The sequence below is a fragment of the Actinotignum sp. usb-actsch-213 genome (assembly GCF_059085665.1).
Window position 1 is genome coordinate 1 of record NZ_JBHNSQ010000048.1, and the last position, 19,251, is coordinate 19,251.

Here is a 19,251-nt window from a genome sequence, read left to right on the forward strand (position 1 = left end):
GCCCTCACTATCATTCTCATCAGCGCTCCCACGCAGGACCGCGAGTTCGTCGGTGGTGGGCAGCGGGCGCGCTTCTTCGGGGCGGCGGGCGGTGTGCGACATGCGGATGAGTAGCGCGATAATAATCCAGTTTGTCAGCAGCGCCGAACCGCCGTGCGCGAGGAAAGGCAGGGCCAGGCCGGTGAGCGGGATAATGCGCGTCACCCCGCCGATAACGATGAAGCATTGCAGCCCGAGTACAAAGGAAAGTCCGGAAGCGAGGAGTTTGCCGAAGCCGTCGCGCGATTCCAGGGCAACCCGCATGCCGCGGCTGATAAGAAGCAGGTAGATGCACAGGATGGCGCCCACACCCACCAGGCCGAGCTCCTCGGCGAAGGAGGCGTAAATGAAATCGGAATGCGCCGCGTACACCAGGTTCGGGTAGCCGCGCCCGAGCCCCGCCCCGAAGAGCCCGCCGGAGGCCATGCCGAAGAGACCCTGAACCACCTGGTAGGAGCCGCCGACGGCGTCGTACAGTTCCGGATCGAAGGGGTCGAGCCAGATGGCGAAACGTGCCTGCACGTGGGAGACCGTTGTCGAAATGAACCACACCCCGCCTACGGTGAGGAGCGCGCCGATGGCCAGCCAGGATACTTGCTCGGTGGCCACCCACAGCATCGCCACGAACAGCCCGAAGAACAGCAGCGCGGTGCCGAAATCGCGTTCAAAAACGAGCACGCCCATGCACAGTGCCCAGGCGATAAGAACCGGGAGGATATGGCGGGCTTTAGGTAGGCGAATACCCAGGATTTTCGGGCCGGCGAGCGCCAGGTTATCGCGCTCGGTCACGAGGTAAGCCGCGAAAAACACCGCGAAACAGATTTTCGCGACCTCCGCCGGCTGGAAGGACATCCCGCCCACCCCGATCCACAGACGCGAGCCGTTGAGGGTGCGGCCCAGCGGGCTGAGCGGGAGCAGGAGCAGCACCACTCCGGAGATGAGCGAGGTCCACATATAGTTCTGCAGTACCCGATAATTGCGCACCGCAAGGATGGTGATGGCGAAGAACACCAGCGCCCCGGCGGTGAGGATGAGCTGGCTGCGGGCGTGGTCGGTATCCGCCGCGGCATCCACCCGGTAGATCATGGCAAGGCCCAGCCCGTTGAGGGCGATCGCGCAGGGGAAAAGCACCGGGTCCGCGTAGGGGCACAGTGCGCGAATGAGCAGGTGGCAGGCAAAAACCAGGGCGGCGCCGGCGCCTACCACCAGCGCGAAGCTGGGTGGTAGCCCGGTATTATCCAGCCCGGTCCACACCAGGTAATAGGCACCCACCCCGATGGCTCCGGCCAGCAGCAGCAGGGTGATTTCCGGCCAGCGGCCGCGGCGCGTGCGCGGGGGAACCACCGTGCTCATCGGTTCTCTCCCGGGTTCGCGGGTGCGGCCGATTCCGGTGCGAGTGCGGCCGGCGCCTTGGGTGCGGGGCTTGAGCTCGCGGGTGGCGCGGGCGTTGCCGAGGCACCGGGCGTAGCGGGCGCGGGCGCTGGCGTAGGTTCGTTGTTCTGTGCTTTTTGCTCACGCAGGGCGGCGACGACGGCGCGCGCTTCGCGCAGCGAAGCGCGCGTGATGGGCGTGGCTAGCCGATCTTGGGCCACCGGGGTGAGATCGCGGACCTGGAGATCAGTGGCTTCCGCCGCGTGGGAGAACTCCAGTGGGCCGAGGCGCTGCGGGATTCCCCGGTAAATCGTAACGGTGCCCTTGTTATTGGCCACGTAGTAGCGGCTCTGGGTCCAGCGGTACGCGCCGAATAGGCCGGCCACCGCCAGGGCCAGAACAGTCAGAATAACAGCCAGGCGTGCTCCCCAGCGCGCGCGAGGACTACCCTCGGCGCCCGAACTCTCGCGGTCGGCACCCGACCCGCGGCCCACGCAGGATGCGCCGCCCACGCCGCCGGTGGCCCCACTCGCTGGGCTATTTTTTGCAGCTTTATTCTTGCGGCCACTGCGCGAAGCTGTGCCAGCGCCGGAATTGGTGCCGGTTCCTGAACAATCTTCTCCAGCGGGAGCCGCTGACCCGTTCGTGCCCGCGGCACCATCAGCCGCACCATCAGCCGCAGCTCCCGTGCCCACAGTGCCGCAGCCAGTCCCGGCGTTCGCATTCCGCGTTAGCGTCGCCGCCTTGGCCGCGGCGGAATTACCCCCGCGGGTGGGCCGCCGGTAATCGCGCGCCGCCGAACCGACCACAATAGGCTGGGAGGGCAGCGGGCTGGTGAGTGCGGCGTCGTCAATAACATCCGCAAGAATAACGGTGACGTTATCGGGAGCCCCGGCCGCCAGTGCTAAATCGATGAGGTGTTCGCCCAGCTGGTGCAGGTCCGGAATGGCGGACATGGCGTGCTCGATGGTGTCGTGCGCGACCACGCCGAATAGGCCGTCCGAGCACAGCAGCCAGCGGTCGCCCACCCGGGCTTCCCGCACGGATTCGTCCAGTTCTACTTCGCCGGGGGTGTCCCCGAGCGCTCGCATAATCACATTGCGCTGGGGGTGGTGTTCGGCTTCCTCCGGGGTGAGCCGGCCGTGATCCACCAGGTACTGGACCAGGGTGTGGTCATGCGTCACCTGGCCGAGCTTGCCATCCCGCAAAAGGTACGCCCGCGAATCACCAATATGAACCATCGCGAGCTTATTCGAAGCACGCAGCATAGCAATGCAGGTAGTGCCCATGCCCGCCATTTTCGGGTTTTCCGCAACGAGCTCGAGCATGTCATCATGCGCGGCCTCCACCGCGCGGCGCAACAGCGGCAGCAAATCATCAGCGGCGTGCACATCATCCACCGCGACCAAATGCCCCACCGTCACCGATGAGGCGATATCGCCGGCGGCTGCGCCGCCCATCCCATCTGCCACAACAAGCAAATGAGGCGAGGCGTAGCCACCGTCCTGGTTATTGGAACGAACCAGGCCGACATCGGAAAACGCCGCGTAGCGTAGCTGAATACTCAAACTTGTAGCTCCATCGTGGTTTCCCCCACCTGAATAACAACGCCGGGGTCCAGCGCGGTCGAGCCGTTAATGCGGATCCCCCCTACCAGGGTACCGTTTGTTGAGCCCAGATCCTCCACCCAGCGCCGGCCTTCCGCCGCGTAAATACGGGCGTGATGACCGGAAGCATACGTGTCATCCAGGACAAGAGTGTTATCCGGGGCGCGCCCGATATAGACCGGTTGCGAGCTGAGCGGCACCGCGGTCCCCAGCAGCGGACCCCCGGTTACCACCAGGTAAACCGGTCGCTCAACCGGCGCGGCGGGCGCCGCGGGGGAGTCGTTTTCCACGGGGGTGGGTGCGTGGATGCTGCGGTGTCGTGCCGAAAGAAGAGAAGAACGACGCCGCACGTCCGTTCCCAGCACATCACGGCGCACCGTCAGCACGACGGCGAAAATAAAGAGCCACAGCAGCGCTAGAAAACCGAAGCGCAATAAGGTTATTGCGAGATTCATGAGGCGGAAGCCGTTCCGGTCCAGAACATAATGTGGGTGCGGCCGATAGTGATTGTATTGCCGTCCACCAGGGTGGCCGCGCTAATGCGGTGGCCTTCCACGAAGGTGCCGTTGGTGGAGTTGAGGTCCGTGGCGATCACGCCATTCGGGGTGACCTGGAGTTCGAGGTGGTGGCGGGAGATGCCCGAGTCGTCCACGCTGATATCGCAATCGGAGCCGCGGCCGATAATCGCGGTGGTGCCGGTGAGGAGGTAGCGATCCCGCCCCACCTGAATGAGCGGGTTTTCCTCCGTGCCGGCGCTGCGAGTGGCCGGGGCGATGGCGCCGCGCTGCATGGTTGTCCGGGTGCGTGCTGTTCCTTCGCGCAACTGGGGATCCTCCTCGAATGTGATCTCAATCGGGCCGACGAATAAATAGTCCTGTTCAGTGGCGTATTCCACTGCGGAACGGGCGAGTTCCTCGCGGAGGGCATCCTGGCCCCAGGAATCCACCCGAGCCAGATCCGCCGGGGCGAGCGCGACAGTGAAAATATTTGGGGCAACGGTGCGCTCGCGGGAGAGTTCGGCGGCATCGCGCGTCATGGCCTTTTTGATATCGGTGAGGATCTCCACCGGTTTCAGCTCGGACTGGAAAACGCGGAACGCTCCAGCGACGGCGTTCTCCACTCCCTTTTCAAACTTCCCGAGGGCGCCCATGGCCCTGCCCCTTCCCTATTACTGTTCGCTTCTGCAGCTCGTGTAGCTTATAGCGCTTCTGTAGCTTCAGCTTCTATAGGCGACTGTAATCGCCCGCGCCGGTGCGCCGCTACCTTCCGCGCCGTGAGCGGAGCGGGTGGTGGGGCGACGACGCCCAGCTGGCAGCGCGGCGCTGTGGCGCCGGTGCGTCCTCGCCGCGGCGTACTTCCCGCTGCCGCAACTCTGCGCGGCCGCCGGGACCACGAGCCCGAGCCCCAGCGCTGCGACGCGTCTCACGTAAATTCGGGCTGCAAAAACTTGGACTAATCGGGGATGAGACGATAAGCTCATACGTGCACTTGCTCAAGTGGCGGAATAGGCAGACGCGCACGGTTCAGGTCCGTGTGCCCGTGAGGGCGTGGGGGTTCAACTCCCCCCTTGAGCACCACAGTTGATATTGGCACCGCTGGCATTTCTCATAGCGGTTTGGCGACATCGTCCGAAATGGCATAACCCCCAATTTTCCATTGCGCCGCGATGGCGTTGTGTCATACAGTTGCTATCGGATGGTTTCTTTTTCCATAGGAATCTCCTTTCAGTTGGGACCCCGGCGCTTACCCCGCCGGGGTCTTTCATTTCAACTCTGGACGGCAGTACCGCTCCCGAATCGTGCCTGGAAACAAAGTGTGCGTGCGAGTACCGTTTTCACCTGAGTTCATGTTCCTTACGCACACTTTGCGGGCTACGAGGTTCGGGACGCACACTTTGCGGGGCCTGCTGGATTCTGGCACGCGCGCGGGCAATATCGCGAGCGCGTAGACCGCCGAACCGGGTATGTGTTTTCTGGAGTGTACTGCCGATGTCGTACATGCGAAGTACAGCTCTGACAACACATACCTCCTCCCCAGGTGCTGGTGTGAATCTTGAGGTTTGAGTTATGGGGGATCATAGGGCATCTGGCTTATAGCTCCTCGGCTTTCGGGCGCGCTGCTACCGAACGGGGCCGCGCCCGGCGCCGGGAATTTCTGTGCTACGATTCCACCCATGGGCATTCAACTATTCCTGTAGATCGGCGTGGCGCCACGCGTTGAAGCGCGGTAGTCACGCCAGGTCACGCACGCAGCACTCACCGGTAGGTACATCGGCGCCCTCGCGCTCACCCCTCGTACCGCCGCAATTTTCGCGTGCTCCGCTCAGCTCCGGATCCACACCTGATCCAGCCCCATGGAATATTCGAATCACAGCATCTTGAGGAATCCCATGACCCAGCCCTCGGCCGCGTCCACATCCGCTACGCGTTCCGCGTCCTCCACGCACCCAAAACCCACCCCGCATATTTCCCGCTTCTCCGCCTTCCGCCCGCGCTCGCTGCGCTTCTCCGAAGAACATATCCACGCTTACCCGAACCGGCCCCTCGCATTCCTCCTCGCCATCACCCGCGAAAATGCCGGGTTGATTGCGCTGACCACGCTGATCTCTTGCCTGACTTCGGTGGCCAGCGTCAGCCAAATTCACTTCGTCGGGAAAATGCTAGATTCCGGGCTGGAGCACGGCATCACCGCCGAGCTCCTCGCTCCGGCAGGATCCTTCGTCGTCGCCACTCTTATCCTTGCTCTCACGCTCTGCACGGAAATTCCCGAAAATATGTTGTGGATGCGGGCAATGATCCATCCGCAGCGCACCCTCGCCGCCCGGCTTTTCCCGCGCCGCACCAATCTGCAGATGCAAACGGGCGACGTCGTCTCCGTGCTCAATTCGGATACCTATATGGTCGGTTCGATGCTCATTAATACGCCGGCCACGATTGCGTCGTTCCTCTCCTTCGGGCTGGTGGCGGTGCTCATGATGCGGATGAGCGTGCCCCTCGGCCTCGCGGTGATTATCGGCCTTCCGCTTGTCATGGCGGTTGTCTCCTGGATTTCCCGTGTCATGGCCAAATGGCGCGAGCCGCTGCGCGAAGAACAGGGCAAACTCACCACGCTGGCCACGGACGGCGTGGTCGGGCTGCGGGTGATGCGCGGCGTCGGCGGGGAAGATTACTACAATGCGCGCTACCGCGAACAATCGGAAGCGGTCAAAAAGGCCGGTTTCGACGCCGCACCTTCGCGCGCTCTCATGTCCACCGTGACCAACGGCGGTCCGCTTATTTTCCAGGCGGTCATCGTGACGGTGGGCGTGAGTATGCTGCTTAGCGGGCACCTCACCGCCGGCGAACTCTTCGCGTTCGCCGGCTATTGCGCCATCCTCTCCATGCCGATCATCATGTTCGCGAGCTTCGCGGCAACCGCGGTGGCTGCCTGGGTGAGCGCCAAGAAAATTACCCGCGCGCTCGCGGCCGAACCGCTCCTGCCCGATACCGGCACCGTGATCCCGCCGGCCTGGCACGCGGTTTCGCTGTACGACGCCGCGGCGGAGCTGCACATCGAAGCCGGGCGCTTCACCGCCGTGGTGGGCGCGAATGTGGAGGAGGGTACCGCGATTGCGGCGCGGCTCGCGCGGATGAACGACGACGCCGATATCAGCCTGCGCTGGCCCGCTCCGACAGCTAACGGTGAGCTGGGCGAAGGGCCCGCCGCCGGCAAAGCGCCCACCCCGGGCGAAGCCCGCGCCGCGGATATTCCCTTGGACGAACTACGCGCCCATATCCGCTACTCGGGGCCGGTCGCCGATCTTTTCGCTGGCACCCTGCGCGAAAACCTCCAGGGCGAGCACGCCCCGGAGGTGCCAGCCCGCACCCTGGCCCAGCTTTTCGAGGATTATTCGAGCGGACAGGCCGGCCACCAGCATGCCCCGGCGGATACCAGTGCCGATGATCGGCTCACCTGGGCGCTGGCCACGGCTCAGGCTCGCGATGCCGTGGATTCGCTGGGCGGCTTGGACGGCACGGTCACCGAGCGTGGCCGCAATGTTTCGGGTGGCCAGCGTCAGCGCGTGGTGTTGGCCCGGCTGCTGGCTTCCGACCCGGACATCGCCATCCTCGTGGACCCCACCTCCGCGGTGGATTCCCACACCGAGGCTCGTATCGCCGCGGCCCTATCCCAAGCCCGAAAAGGGCGCACCACCGTAGTCGTTTCGGCATCTCCGCTGGTGCTGGGGGCGGCTGACGTCGTCGTTCTTATTCGCGACGGCAAAGAAATCGCGCGCGGTACGCACGCGGACCTACTCGACTACCCGGACTATCGCCGCATCGTGGTGCGGGAAACCGGAGAAGAACCGCAAACCGGTGAAACCGGATCCGCGGAACGGCCCGCCGCCGCAAACCGCGCCGCCGCAAACCGCGCCGCCGCGAAAACCCCGCAACCCGGAGAGGAGCTGGCATGATCCTTCCCATCGCATCGCGCCGTTTTTCTGTGCGTGCCCTGGCGCGTATTGTCCGCGGGCGCCTGGGTGAATTCAGCCTGGTCGTCGGGCTGCAATTAGTGGCGGCCATCGCGGCGGTTATTTCTCCTATCGTGATCGGCCGTGCCATCGATATTGCCGGACACCCGGAAGCAGCCGCCCGCGCGGCCGGGCTCATCGCCCTGATGCTCGGGGCGGTCGCGGTGCATACGCTGTTCACGTTCCTCGCGGATTTGCGCGCGGAATATTTCGGCAACCGTATTTTCGCCCAGCTGCGCGACGGCGTGGTGCACGGCATCACCCACCTGCCCCTTGACCTGGTGGAAAGCGCCGGCTCCGGGGATCTCCTCGGCCGCACCACGGACGATATCACCCGCGTACAATTCTTTATCCAACGCGGAATTTCCAGCCTCGTGGTGCTGGTGACCACCGTGTGCGTTTCGCTGGGAGCGGCGCTCTTGGCGGCCCCGACCCTCGGCTGGACGCTGTTCCTCACGGCGCTGGTGACGGCGGTGGTGCGCTGGTTCCTGCGCCGCATCGTTCCGGTTTTCCAGTCCGGGAGCGCGGTGCGCGCGGCTTTCGCCGGCTCGGTTTCCGAAACCGTCACCCAAAAAACCACCGTCGATGCCCTCAACCTGGGGCGGGTGCGCCTCGGGCGCCTGGGCACCTTCATCGAGGAACACGTGCGCGTGGAAACGTACGGCGCGGGGATTGTATGGCTGTTCCGCGCCGGCGTGGCGCTATCCGTCTGGCTGCCGGTTCTGGTCACGCCGCTGGTGGGCGCGCTGCTCATCCCGCGCGGCGCCGCAACTCTCGGCCAGGTCATCACGGTCACGATGCTCGCGATCCAACTGGCCGGCCCGCTCGAAGAGCTCGGCTGGTTCATCACCGAACTCCAGTATTCCTTGGTGTCCTTCGCCCGCATTTTCGGGGTGGATACGGTGCCGCCGGAGTCGCGCCCCGAAGTTCCGCGTGGAACCGATGTTGAATTGCGCGGGGTGCGTTTCCGTTACGGCCGCACCATTAACGACGACGCCGGGCCCAGCGAGCCACGCGCCTACGCGCTCAAGGGCGTGGATCTGGAGGTGCGCAGCGGGGAGCACCTGGCGATTGTGGGGCCGTCCGGGGCCGGGAAGTCCACGCTGGCGCGTCTGATTGCCGGTATTAACCGCCCTGAATCGGGGACGGTGCGGATCGGCGGTGCGGATGCTTCCCGAATTAGGGAGGATCACCTGCATACCACGGTGTCGCTGGTGACGCAGGAGCACCACGTGTTCGTGGGAACGGTGGCCGATAATCTGCGCATGGCTCGCGCGGATGCCAGCGAGGAGGAAATGCGGGCCGCGCTCGCGGCGGTGGAACTGGATCTGCCTTTGGAGGAGCGCCTGGCGGGTGGGGCGCGCGAGCTGTCACCCGCGCAGGCCCAGCAATTGGCGCTGGCCCGCATTATTGTGCTGGATCCGCAGATCCTCATTTTGGACGAGGCCACCGCGATGCTGGATCCGAATGCGGCGCGTTCGGCGGAGCGTGCCCTGGCGCGGGTACTGGAAGGGCGCACCGTTATTTCCATCGCGCACCGTTTGTATAGCGCCCACTCCGCGGATCGGGTGGCCGTGATGCTCGACGGGCGGGTTGCCGAGCTGGGCAGCCACGATGAGCTGGTCGAACGCGGCGGGGAATACGCCCGGCTGTGGGAGATGTGGCAGGCGGTTGATGTGCCGGAGGGGTGAGGATGAAAGGGTGAGGCGCGGGTGCGCTCCGGGAGGCGGTCCTGTTTTAGTTTGTGCTTCGCGCCGCCGGGCCGGGGAGTTACCGCTCGGAGCTGAGCCTATCTGCGCGGCTGAGAGCGTAGCGGGCTAGCGCCGTCGTTGTTCCAACCCACAGCAGCGCGAACACGATATCCACAGCCGCCGGTGCGCGCATCCACTGCACGTGATACGTGAGCGGGTTGCAGCGCGCGATGGCCTGGAGGTACGTGGGCGCGGAGCTGAGCTCGTAGAACAGCGGGGCGGAGAGGACCACCGGAAGCGTGGTGAACGTGGCGAGCATATCGCGCGCCGCGTAGCTATTCACCAGGGCGCCCACCGCCGCGCCGAGGCTCACCCAGCCCCACACAACCAGGAGGGCAATGAGCGGCCCCGCCAGCAGAACGGTGGCGTTTACGCTGGTTCCGCACGCGAATGACAGACCCAAGTAAGCGAGCGTGACCGCCGCGACTTGCACGAGGAACACCAGGGAAATCACCGCGAAAATCGAGGCGAGATAGGTCCACACCTTCCCGCCCTGCATCATGAAAATCGCGTAGACGCCCCACTTTCTGTCATTGGCGACGTCGGAAGTGGTGTAGCCGAAAGCGCGGAACGTGAGCAGGCAGACGATGCCCGTGAAGGCGTAGCTGAGGTAGCTCCCGCTCTGCGCGCTACCGAGCATCCCGGAAATGCCCGCAACCAGAAAAACGAAATAAGCCAGTGGCTCGACGATGCGACCGAGGTAGACGCCGCGCCAATTCCACAAGGAGGAAATATGGTACTTAGTGAGAATAAGCGATTTTTTCATGGGAGCGGTGTTTCTTCTTCGTATGATGTGAGGGCTTCCCAGAGGTCGGTGCTGCCGGGGCAATGGGCCATGAACCGCGCGGCCGGCATATCGGCAATAATGCGACCGCCGCGCAGGGCAATAACCCGGGTGCAGTACTCGGAAAACTTCGAGGTTTCGTGCGTGCTGACCAGCACGGTTCGCCCTGCCTCCACCCGGGAGCGCAGGTAGCTAAAAACGGTGTCGATGCCGGCGGGGTCCAGGCCGGTGGTTGGCTCGTCCAGAATCATGAGGCTGGGGTTGCCGATAATTGCGCGGGCGATTTGGGTGCGGCGCAATTCCCCGCCGGAGAGGGTTTCCGCGGTGCGGTCAAGGAGCTGCGAGAGGCCCAAAATCTCCGCAACGCCCTCAATATCAGCGCGGCGATGCCAACGGCCCACCCGCAGATCGAGGCCCAAAAGAATATTTTGGGTCACGGTGAGGGACCAGTCGATAATTTCGCGCTGCGGGCACCAGCCGATAGCGCTTTCGGCCACGGAATTGCTGACCGTGCCGCGGGTGGGCTTGATGAGCCCGCCCAGAATATCGAAGAGCGTGGATTTTCCCGCTCCGTTATGGCCGATAACGGCAACCAGTTCACCCGGGTGCAGGGCAAGGTTAACGCAGGTAAGGGCCGGTGTTGATTTCTTTGGGTAGATTTTTTCTACCCCGATAGCTTCGAGGATAGGGGTATCCATGAACGCTTACCTCCAAAATATGCAAAGACTTCCATAAGCGATGTGCATACCGGAGAGGCCGAGTCCGTAGGGTGCCCAAAGGACCGTCTCGGTTAGTTACCGAGACGCCGTGTATTACTGGAGCGCAGCCTCGCCGGAAAGGGAGGGCTTAGCGTCGGGCACGTACCATGGATACTCTGTTTTCTATCTGTTAATATTCGTCAAATTTAGCTTAGCTTGGCTTAACCTTCCGACCCCGCCGCGTCCACGAGCGCCTTTTCGAGCTCAATCGTATTGGTGATTGCAGTGAGTGGCTGGTAGCCGGTGCTCGCGGTGCCGTTGATAATAATCGCGGGGGTGCCGCGCAACCCCAGGGTTTCCAGACCCAGGGATTCCTGGGCGGCAATGAAGCTGGTGGTTTCCGCGCTGTCACGCGCGGTCCGGAAATCCTCTACGTCCAAGCCCAGCTGGGTGGCGAAAGCATCGAGGTTCTCATTGGAGAACATGGATGCTGCCTTGTCGGGGTCGTGGCCGGCGGCAGCTGCGCCGTCGAAAAGAAGAGCCGAGTACTCCCAGAACTTGCCCTGCAATCCGGCCGCGTGCGCGGCGGCGGCCGCGCGATCACTGGACACGGTGTCCTTGAAGATCGGAACCTGCACGTACGCGAGGTAAATATCGCCCTTCTTGGCCAGCTCCAGGAGCTGCGGTACGGATTCGGCGTGGAGTTTATTGCAGAAACTGCAAGCGTAATCAGAGTAGATCGTGACGTGCACGGGGGCCTTGGGATCCCCGGCGGTTTGCCCGGAGGACGGCTCCAGCTGCGGCAGGGCCTGGAGCTGGGTGCGAATCTCATCGGGCTGAGTGGGAATGTAATCCTGACCGGCCACCCAACCGCGATCCGTGGCGAGCTGGGTATAGCGCGTTTCGACGGGGCCGGGCGCGGTATTCGGGATGGTTCCCGGCGCGCCCTGGGCCGATCCGCCCTGGCCCGGCGCGCCTGCTCCAGGCGTGGCCGGTGCGGTGGCGGTAGTGGTGGGGTGCGGCGCTGCGCTGCCCCCGAAACGCCCGTTGGACGAGCCGAGGGTGAGCAGCACCGCGAAAACCACCAGGGCAATAATCGCCAGCACGGTGATCATCACCCAGAAGCCGCGGCTGCTGGGGTGCTGTTCTTGTTCCCCAGCAGGAACCGCGGGAGGCGCGGAAGGCGGCCACGCCGGGCCGGCTGGGTCAGCACCGGTGCCCGCACTGGGAGCAGCGCCCCCGGCCGCACCGACGCTCGGATCAGGGCCCACGCCCGCATCCGAACCCGCCGCTGCGGGCGCACCGTACTGACCCTGGAACCCAGATTGGCCGCGATCCACGGAGTCAGGAGTTCCCTGGCTCATTATTCCTCCACCCAGCGCTCAATCGTGCGCACGAAATGTTCCGCATCTTCATCAGCGAAGATATCAAAGACCACCAGATTCACATTCGAGCGCGGATTCTGGTGCAGCCACTGCGCCACGGTATCCAACGCAATCCGGGTGGCTTCCGCGAAGGGGAAATGCGAATGGCCGGTGGCCAACGAGCAGAAGGACACCGAGGTAATATCACCCTTGTCCGAAGCCAGATCCAGGCAGCGGGTGTAGCAGCTGGCCAGCGCCGCGCGATCCGCATCCGTCACCTCACCTTCCACCGTGGGCGGCAGGGTGTGGAGCACGTAGCGTGCCGGCAGGCGATACCCGCGGGTCAGCGCCGCTTCGCCCGGTTCCAGTTCGCGATTCGACATCGAGTACAGGGTGGCGCAATCATTGCGCAGCCACGGGCCGGCCTGGCCGTGAATCGCCTGGTCAATAGAGGGCTTATTGTAATCACGATAGCCCAGCAGGTTCGGGCGCGCCCCATTGACCACCGCGTCCACCACGAGTTCCCGCGCATCCCCGCGCCAGATCACGGTTTTATCCCGAGCGGGGTATTCCGATTCCGGCATCATGTCAGAAATACGAGCCAGGTGGCGTGCCTCGGTGCGGCCGAGGTAGCCGGAAAGCCGGTAGAGCAGCACGTCAATCGCGCGTGACACATCCTCATTAACTTCTTCAGGATCACGCTGGATGAGGCGGTGGTTGAGTTCGGTGAAGAGCTCCCGGTCGGTCATTTTCGCCAGGTCGCCATCCAGACCGCCGAAGGCAATCTCAAAAAGTTCCCGGTCGGTGCGCTTCGAGGGGGCGGGCGCGGGCCACTCGTCGTCGAGCTTCAGGGCGTCGCGATATTCAGCTAGGTTGAGCATTATTCTCCTTATTCTGGGTCCGAACAGGGTTCCCTAGTACAAGGGTACCGGGCAGGAACGGTTTTCGTGCGCGTATGCACAGGGCCGGTGGCCTTGCGCGCCCGCCGCCACGCCCTGTGGATAACTGCGCGGAATCCCCGGGATGCGTGGTCGCACCGCCCGGCACGCTACCCTAAAGCTATGACAACCTGGTTAACAACCGCTGAATTGGCTGAACGTTGCGGCACGGATACTTTCACTACCCTCGCCGCCCTCGAACGTTTAGGTTTGGCCGACGGCGCCGCGCCGTCCCCGCTCGCTTCCCGCCACGGTTTAGCTGATGAGGGACGCGAAAGCGGGGTGTTGTGGCACGCGGATTCCGAGCGCTTGCTGCGCGCGGTTGTGGATACTGATGCGGGCGGCACAGCCACCGCGGAGGCCGTGACTAACGAGGTGCAGGGTCTGCTGCCGCTCGCGGGCATGGATGAAGATGAGGGGTACGACGCCGCCGCAGCCAGCCCCGCTCCAGCCTTGGCGCCCGGGAGCGGTAGCCCGGTCGGCAGCCCGCGCCCGGGCTTTGCCGCGGTGCTTGCCACCGATGGGGCGTGCTCGGGGAATCCGGGACCGGGTGGTTGGGCCTGGGTTGAGCAGCTCAGCGGGGCGCGGGATAGCGGAGGAGCGGCCCGCACCACGAATAATATTATGGAGCTGACGGCGCTCATCGAGGGTTTGGAATATGTGGCGGCTCAGCACGGTACCCAAGCGCCGTTGCTTATCCGCGCGGATTCGCAGTACGTCATTAATGTCATGACGAAATGGGCGCGCGGTTGGCGCGCGAAGGGCTGGAAGAAAGCGGACGGGAAGCCGGTGAAGAATCGTGATCTCGTCGAGCGCCTCCTCACGCTGTACGAGTCTCGCACCGGCCGCACCGAAGTAGAATGGGTCAAAGGCCACGCTGGTGATGCCGCCAACGAGCTGGTCGATTCCCTCGCCGTCGCGCGTTCCCGTGAATTCTCCCGCCGCGGCTGACCGCGCGTAGTTCCGTTCGGAAGCCGGAAAACCGGCAGCGAAGAAAGCCATTCAACGGCCCGCGACCTGCTCAAAGCCGCCCTGGCGTGAGTAGATTCTGACTAGAATCCAAGCAGGCTCGCGTTTTCTTGATGATCCGGTAAAGTTATCTCACCAAGACCGGTACCGCTGCTCCTTGGAGTAGTCCAGGGCCGGTCCTCATTTTTTGGCCTATAGGCCCCGGTTGTGGGCCCTATAGGTCTGTAAACCTCAACTGGCCCGCAACAGGATGCAAATCTACACACCATTGTGGCCCGTTTTCTGTTCTGGGCTTGCACTACAAGATCCCGATGTTCCCCAATTTGCATCCTGTGGCCCATCCCCTCGGTACCCAGGTGCCCTAGCCGGCGGGGCGGGGTGTTTTTCCGGGCTGTACTGCAAATGTCGTACACGCGAAGTACAGCCCGGACAACACATGCTCCATCCCCAGATGTTGGTGTGACTGCTGAGGTTTGTGAGATTCTCGCTCCCTTCCGCCCGCTCCCTTCTGCCCGCTAACGTGACGACGTCCGCGCTAGCCGGCGGCTGCGCCGTCGTACCACACGCCCGCGCGCACGGTGCCGCGCAACAGCGCACGCCCACGCGCACCAATCACCTCCTGTCCAGTAGAATCCCTCCATGACTATCGGCCCGATCGCGAAGAAAATCCCTACCGAACGCACTTTCCACGGCGACACCTACGTGGATAATTACGAGTGGCTGCGTGATAAATCCGATCCGGATGTCCGCGCGCTTCTCAACGCCGAAAACGCCTATTTCCGGGAGCAAACCGCGGGTCTGAGCGACCTGCGCGATAACCTCGTGGCCGAATTCAAGGCGCGCACCAAGGAGGCTGACCGCGCACTTCCTTACCGGGTGGGAGACTGGTGGTACTACCGGCGCACTTTCCAGGATCGGCAGTACCCGGCGATGTTCCGCACCCCGGCCCGCGGAGCCGCCCGCCCGGACCTGAATACCTCTTTCCCGGAATTCCCGGTGTGGGACGGTAACGAGCTTGCTCTCGGGGAAGAATTCTTCCTCTGCGGCGGATTCATGCCCTCGCCGGATGGCAAGCTCGGCGCCATGAGCGTGGATTTCACGGGCGATGAGCATTTCACCCTGCGCATTTTCGATATCGAAACCGGCCAGATCGTTGATGATTCCGTGCGCGATATTGGCTACGGCCTAGCCTGGATGGCCGATTCCAGCGCGGTTGCCTACTCGCGCGTGGATGATTCCTGGCGTCAATGGCAGGTCAACCTCCACCGCATCGGCGATTTTAATGACACGGTCCTCTTCCAGGAAAACGACGAGCGTTTCTCCGTTGATCACGAACAGTCCCGCAACGGCAAGTGGATTATTATTTGCTCCGCTTCGGTGACCTCCTCGGATGTGCGTTTTATTTCCACAGAGAATATCGAGCAGCGCGTCAAGGTCTTGGAGCGCCGCGAGGGTTTGGAATACACCGCGGAGCCCGCCGGCGATCAGGTCCTTATCGTCCATAACGCCAACCGCCCCGATTTCGAGGTAGCTTCCGCGCCGCTGCGCACCTCCACCCCGGAAGAGTGGGATCCCATTTTCGTGCCCGCGGAGGGTGAGCGCGTCGATTACGTGGAGGCCTACGCCGGCCACGCCGTTATTTCGATGCGTTCCGAAGGCCAAACGCAGTTGCGGGTTATGCGCCGCGAACGTCCACTTTCTGCCGCCAGCGCTATCGGTTCGGCCCCGTTGGCAACGGCCAGTGCAGATGCCCGCGCGGTTTCGGGGAACGACGCCGCCACCACGGCGCCCGCCCAACCGGCCGCGGCACGTCCCAACCACGGTTGGTGTGCCCCGGTGGCTATCCCCACCGGCGAGGGAAGCTTCGTGGAAACCTACCCGGAGGGCAATTGGTTCACTTCGCGGGTGGTCTTCACGGAGCAGTCCATCCTGGAGCCGCCCACCCAAAAGGCCTTCGACCCGCGCACCGGTGATATTGAGGTGCTGCGCACTCTTGATATCCCGGGTTATGACCCCTCGCTGTACACCCAGGATGCGGTATGGGTGACCGCCCGCGATGGTGTGGAGATCCCCCTCACGGTGGTGCGCCGTGCCGATATCCACCCGGATGGCACCAATCCCGGCTACCTCTACGGTTACGGCAGCTACGAAGTGTCGAACGAGCCCTATTTCTCTATTTACCGCTTGAGCTTGCTCGACCGCGGCGTCGTTATCGGGTGGTCGCATATCCGCGGCGGCGGTGAACTGGGGCGCCGGTGGTACGACGACGGAAAACTCCTCCGCAAGAAAAACACATTTAATGATTTCGTGGATTCGGCGCGGTGGCTTATTGACTCCGGCTGGGTGGCACCTGATCGCCTGGTGGCGGAAGGTGGCAGCGCCGGTGGCCTGCTGATCGGTGCGGCGATCAACCAGGCCCCCGAGCTTTTCCGAGCCGTGCATGCCGCGGTGCCCTTCGTGGATGCGCTGACCACCATTCTTAAACCGGAGCTCCCGCTGACGGTGGGCGAGTGGGAAGAATGGGGTAACCCGGTGGCTTCTCCGGAGGTGTATGCCTATATGAAGGACTACAGCCCGGTGGAGAATGTGCGCGAAGGCGTGCGTTACCCGGCGGTGTTGGCCACCACGTCTCTCAACGATATTCGGGTGCTCTACGTGGAGCCCACGAAGTGGGTCCAGGTGCTGCGCGAGAAAACCAAGCCCAGCCCGGACCGCCCCATCTTGGAACGCATCGAGATGGTGGCCGGGCACGCCGGGAAAACCGGGCGTTATGACGCCTGGCGGGAGCGCGCCGAAGAGGTGGCGTGGATGCTCGACCAGATCGGCGCCACCGAGGTGTACTAGGCGCGGTGTACTAGGCGCGCAGCGCCGGGCTAGCTCAGCCCTGTTTCGGCTAGCTAATTCCCGCTTCGGCCAGCGCCGCGGACCATGAGCCAAAGCGCTGGCGAATCGCGGCCCCGGAGGGGTAGGTGCCCTGGTTGCCCGAATCGGCCAGCCACTCCACGTACCCGTTGTAGCTGACGTTCTTGCCGTTGCGCCGCGCCGCGATAGCGTGGCTGCGCAACGCATCTACATAATCCTGGGTGGTGAATTTCAAGGCACCGCGTTTGCGCCCGCTGCTCACGGAGAGCCCGACCGCCTGGAGCGCCTCGTTCCAATACCCGGAAAAACGCTTGATTACGGTTTGCGAGGTGGGTGGCCAGGTCAGTTTCCCGCGCCCGGATTCCGCGCCTGCCTGTTCCGTGACGGCCAGGCGTTCGGCGTCGTACTGCTTTGCCGTGAGGGTGAGCTGCGGATCGGCCGCAATAGCGCGCTGGGCCCGGGCGATGCAGGCGAGCACCTCGTCCGCGTCCAGGGCGCAATCCCCGAGCGCCCTGCGCACATCCGCAACCATTTCCGCATCAAGTGAGGCGGCGGGCGCTGCGGCGTCGTCGCCCTCAGTGGCGTGAACACGGCCGAAAACATAGAGAATCGCGGCCTCGAGTGCGAGGTGTGAAAAACGCGGCGGCAGGCTGCGGGTGCGTGATCCACTCGCGGTGCCGTGCCACGGCGAAGTTTCCGCCAGGCGCGCGAGGGTGGCCGTGACCGCGCGCGCGGAAAGGTCGGCGGCTTCGTCGATGCCGATGTGATAGTCGATCCCGGCCTGCGGGCCGCATAGATCCGAGGCGGAACGGATCGTGATAAAAGGAATGCCCGCGAGCGCGGCGGTATGCGCGGCGGCGGTCGATTCCATATCGGTGAGCAGTGCGTCCGGGAAACGGGTGCGGGTATCCTCTACATTCGCGGCCGTGACAAAGGCATCGGAGGAGAGGACTTCGCCGCGGCGCGCATTCTCCGGGACCGCGGCGAGGAGGGTTGCGTCGCCTTCGAAATACTCGGGTGCACCGGGGACCTGCCCGGGTGCGTAGCCGAAGACGGTTGCGTCCGCGCGTCCGTAGCGGTAGCGGGTTCCGGCAACGACGTCGCCCACCCGGATATCGGCAGCCAGGCCGCCGGCGGACCCGGCCGAGATGATGACCTCGGGGCGGTAGCGGGCCAGCGCCCAGCCGAGTGCGCTCGCGGTGGCGACCAGGCCAATGCCGGTGCGCAGGCAGAGAACCGGACCGAGGTTCGTGGGGACGTTCACGCCGGATGCGCCGCGCAGCTCGGTGGGGAAGATGGACTGGAGGGATTCGGCGGTGGCCGGGGTGGTGGCGCAGAAAGGTTCGGCGCGTAGGGCCGCGAGGACCGGCACGATTTCTTCGTCTTGAGCTGCGATGATGAGGGCGCGCAGCCGGGTGCCGCCGGGGGCGAGGGCGCAGGCGCGGCTCACTTGGCCATCACCTGCTCCCAGGTCGCGCGCCCGGCCAGCATGGCGGCCACCGCTTCTTGGGCGGCCTTGAGATTGTGGTTGGCACCCCAGCCGCACTGGACTTCGTTCGCGGCCGGGACTTCGGTGGCGGCCAGGATATCGCGGAAGGTTTGTTCCACCAGCTCGCAGGTGCCGGGTACGTCCGGTTCTGCGGCGAGCAGCAGGTAGAAGCCGGTTTGGCAGCCCATCGGGGAAAAATCGACCACGGCGTCGCTGTGATTGCGCGAGTATTCAGCGAAGGAATGCTCGATGGAGTGAATGACCGGCATGGTCAGATGCTCTTTATTGGGCTGGCAGAAGCGAATGTCGTATTTGGTGAGGACGTCCCCGTGCGGCAGGCGTTTGATATCGGCAACCCGCACGTAGGGTGCGGAAACTTTCCGGTGGTCGAGGTTGAAAGACTCGACGTTCATATGCGGCACGGCTCTTCCCTTCTTTGGAACGCTACTTTTGTGGGCCGGGTGTGGGGCCGGATGTACGGATCCCGCACGGCATGTCACAAACACCGGCTATTGTATCCAGCTTCGGAAAGCGTGGTGAAACGGTCTCAGATTCCCAGGAAAATTCCAGCCTCGGTGCATGGTATTTTAGGGAAGCTCCGGTTATATAGAACATGTCAGCGGAAAGCAACGGGAGGCGTGGACCCGTTCCGCTGCCGGGAGACTGGTTATCTCCCGGGGACAGGCTCAGTCGCAGCCAAGATGAACCCGGATGGTTCCCATTCCATCCTCGGTTCTAGCGCGAGAGTCGTGAGAAGGCCGGGGGAGCGTGGACCCCCGGCCTTCGCCATGTCTGCCGCGGGCTGGCTCAGTCCGGCATGATAACGCGAACGTGGGCGGGTTAATAGACAAAAGGGGGTGCGGACGGGGGTT

The 19,251-nt window shown here is 63.9% G+C and carries 14 protein-coding genes and 1 tRNA gene; 5 read left to right on the top strand and 10 right to left on the bottom strand.

Going from position 1 to position 19,251, the window contains the following annotated elements:
* From AC5RK6_RS05510 to AC5RK6_RS05525, 4 genes are all read right to left on the bottom strand, one after another.
* Window positions 1-1,392: FtsW/RodA/SpoVE family cell cycle protein (locus AC5RK6_RS05510; RefSeq protein ID WP_493926377.1), on the bottom strand; the 1,392-nt coding region annotated here is incomplete at its 3' end.
* Entirely contained in the window at window positions 1,389-2,978 is a 1,590-nt protein-coding gene (locus AC5RK6_RS05515) for a PP2C family protein-serine/threonine phosphatase (protein WP_435730995.1), read from the bottom strand. The genes AC5RK6_RS05510 and AC5RK6_RS05515, both read right to left, overlap by 4 nt.
* A complete protein-coding gene (locus AC5RK6_RS05520) occupies window positions 2,975-3,472 on the bottom strand; it encodes an FHA domain-containing protein FhaB/FipA (protein WP_320758314.1) in 498 nt (165 codons plus the stop codon). The genes AC5RK6_RS05515 and AC5RK6_RS05520 overlap by 4 nt, the downstream gene beginning before the upstream one ends.
* Complete coding sequence (locus AC5RK6_RS05525) at window positions 3,469-4,167, bottom strand: FHA domain-containing protein (protein ID WP_320758313.1); 699 nt, start codon at window positions 4,165-4,167, stop codon at window positions 3,469-3,471. The genes AC5RK6_RS05520 and AC5RK6_RS05525 overlap by 4 nt, the downstream gene beginning before the upstream one ends.
* A 340-nt stretch (window positions 4,168-4,507) precedes the next feature.
* Between AC5RK6_RS05525 and AC5RK6_RS05530 the strand changes: the two genes are divergently transcribed.
* From AC5RK6_RS05530 to AC5RK6_RS05540, 3 genes are all read left to right on the top strand, one after another.
* Window positions 4,508-4,594, top strand: a tRNA-Leu gene (locus tag AC5RK6_RS05530).
* A gap of 812 nt (window positions 4,595-5,406) precedes the next feature.
* Window positions 5,407-7,467, top strand: coding sequence for an ABC transporter ATP-binding protein (locus AC5RK6_RS05535; RefSeq protein WP_320758097.1), 2,061 nt, complete (start codon window positions 5,407-5,409; stop codon window positions 7,465-7,467).
* Entirely contained in the window at window positions 7,464-9,215 is a 1,752-nt protein-coding gene (locus AC5RK6_RS05540) for an ABC transporter ATP-binding protein (protein ID WP_320758098.1), read from the top strand. The genes AC5RK6_RS05535 and AC5RK6_RS05540 overlap by 4 nt, the downstream gene beginning before the upstream one ends.
* Window positions 9,216-9,294: 79 nt before the next feature.
* On the opposite strand, the gene AC5RK6_RS05545 is transcribed toward AC5RK6_RS05540, so the two are convergent.
* The 4 genes from AC5RK6_RS05545 to AC5RK6_RS05560 all read right to left on the bottom strand — a co-directional run bounded on the left by AC5RK6_RS05545 (window position 9,295) and on the right by AC5RK6_RS05560 (window position 13,002).
* Entirely contained in the window at window positions 9,295-10,041 is a 747-nt protein-coding gene (locus AC5RK6_RS05545; RefSeq protein ID WP_320758099.1) for an ABC transporter permease, read from the bottom strand.
* Window positions 10,038-10,757: an ABC transporter ATP-binding protein gene (locus AC5RK6_RS05550; protein WP_320758100.1), complete on the bottom strand. Its 720-nt coding sequence runs from the start codon at window positions 10,755-10,757 to the stop codon at window positions 10,038-10,040. Before AC5RK6_RS05550 ends, AC5RK6_RS05545 begins: the two co-directional genes overlap by 4 nt.
* Before the next feature lie 221 nt (window positions 10,758-10,978).
* A complete protein-coding gene (locus tag AC5RK6_RS05555; protein ID WP_435730994.1) occupies window positions 10,979-12,121 on the bottom strand; it encodes a DsbA family protein in 1,143 nt (380 codons plus the stop codon).
* Window positions 12,121-13,002 (bottom strand): macro domain-containing protein, encoded by an 882-nt coding sequence (locus AC5RK6_RS05560; protein ID WP_274732482.1) that lies wholly within the window; start codon window positions 13,000-13,002, stop codon window positions 12,121-12,123. The genes AC5RK6_RS05555 and AC5RK6_RS05560 overlap by 1 nt, the downstream gene beginning before the upstream one ends.
* Before the next feature lie 180 nt (window positions 13,003-13,182).
* On the opposite strand from AC5RK6_RS05560, the gene AC5RK6_RS05565 reads away from it, so the two are divergent.
* Complete coding sequence (locus AC5RK6_RS05565) at window positions 13,183-14,010, top strand: ribonuclease H family protein (RefSeq protein WP_274732481.1); 828 nt, start codon at window positions 13,183-13,185, stop codon at window positions 14,008-14,010.
* A gap of 657 nt (window positions 14,011-14,667) precedes the next feature.
* Entirely contained in the window at window positions 14,668-16,872 is a 2,205-nt protein-coding gene (locus AC5RK6_RS05570; RefSeq protein ID WP_435730993.1) for a S9 family peptidase, read from the top strand.
* A gap of 49 nt (window positions 16,873-16,921) precedes the next feature.
* Here the strand turns inward: AC5RK6_RS05570 and mtnN are convergent, their stop codons facing one another.
* Together mtnN and AC5RK6_RS05580 are read right to left on the bottom strand one after the other, a co-directional pair.
* The gene (mtnN, locus tag AC5RK6_RS05575) at window positions 16,922-18,340 is read right to left on the bottom strand and encodes a 5'-methylthioadenosine/S-adenosylhomocysteine nucleosidase (RefSeq protein ID WP_274732479.1); all 1,419 of its coding nucleotides are present in this window, start codon (window positions 18,338-18,340) and stop codon (window positions 16,922-16,924) included.
* Window positions 18,337-18,792 (bottom strand): S-ribosylhomocysteine lyase, encoded by a 456-nt coding sequence (locus AC5RK6_RS05580; protein ID WP_126135944.1) that lies wholly within the window; start codon window positions 18,790-18,792, stop codon window positions 18,337-18,339. Before AC5RK6_RS05580 ends, mtnN begins: the two co-directional genes overlap by 4 nt.
* Between the last annotated feature and the right edge of the window lie 459 nt (window positions 18,793-19,251).

What these genes read in the sequence shown, in the direction of transcription:
- AC5RK6_RS05520 (WP_320758314.1), bottom strand. Translation starts at nt 3,472, where the DNA reads ATGAATCTCGCAATAACCTTATTGCGCTTCGGTTTTCTAGCGCTGCTG.
- AC5RK6_RS05525 (WP_320758313.1), bottom strand. Translation starts at nt 4,167, where the DNA reads ATGGGCGCCCTCGGGAAGTTTGAAAAGGGAGTGGAGAACGCCGTCGCT.
- AC5RK6_RS05535 (WP_320758097.1), top strand. Translation starts at nt 5,407, where the DNA reads ATGACCCAGCCCTCGGCCGCGTCCACATCCGCTACGCGTTCCGCGTCC.
- AC5RK6_RS05540 (WP_320758098.1), top strand. Translation starts at nt 7,464, where the DNA reads ATGATCCTTCCCATCGCATCGCGCCGTTTTTCTGTGCGTGCCCTGGCG.
- AC5RK6_RS05545 (WP_320758099.1), bottom strand. Translation starts at nt 10,041, where the DNA reads ATGAAAAAATCGCTTATTCTCACTAAGTACCATATTTCCTCCTTGTGG.
- AC5RK6_RS05550 (WP_320758100.1), bottom strand. Translation starts at nt 10,757, where the DNA reads ATGGATACCCCTATCCTCGAAGCTATCGGGGTAGAAAAAATCTACCCA.
- AC5RK6_RS05555 (WP_435730994.1), bottom strand. Translation starts at nt 12,121, where the DNA reads ATGAGCCAGGGAACTCCTGACTCCGTGGATCGCGGCCAATCTGGGTTC.
- AC5RK6_RS05560 (WP_274732482.1), bottom strand. Translation starts at nt 13,002, where the DNA reads ATGCTCAACCTAGCTGAATATCGCGACGCCCTGAAGCTCGACGACGAG.
- AC5RK6_RS05565 (WP_274732481.1), top strand. Translation starts at nt 13,183, where the DNA reads ATGACAACCTGGTTAACAACCGCTGAATTGGCTGAACGTTGCGGCACG.
- AC5RK6_RS05570 (WP_435730993.1), top strand. Translation starts at nt 14,668, where the DNA reads ATGACTATCGGCCCGATCGCGAAGAAAATCCCTACCGAACGCACTTTC.
- AC5RK6_RS05580 (WP_126135944.1), bottom strand. Translation starts at nt 18,792, where the DNA reads ATGAACGTCGAGTCTTTCAACCTCGACCACCGGAAAGTTTCCGCACCC.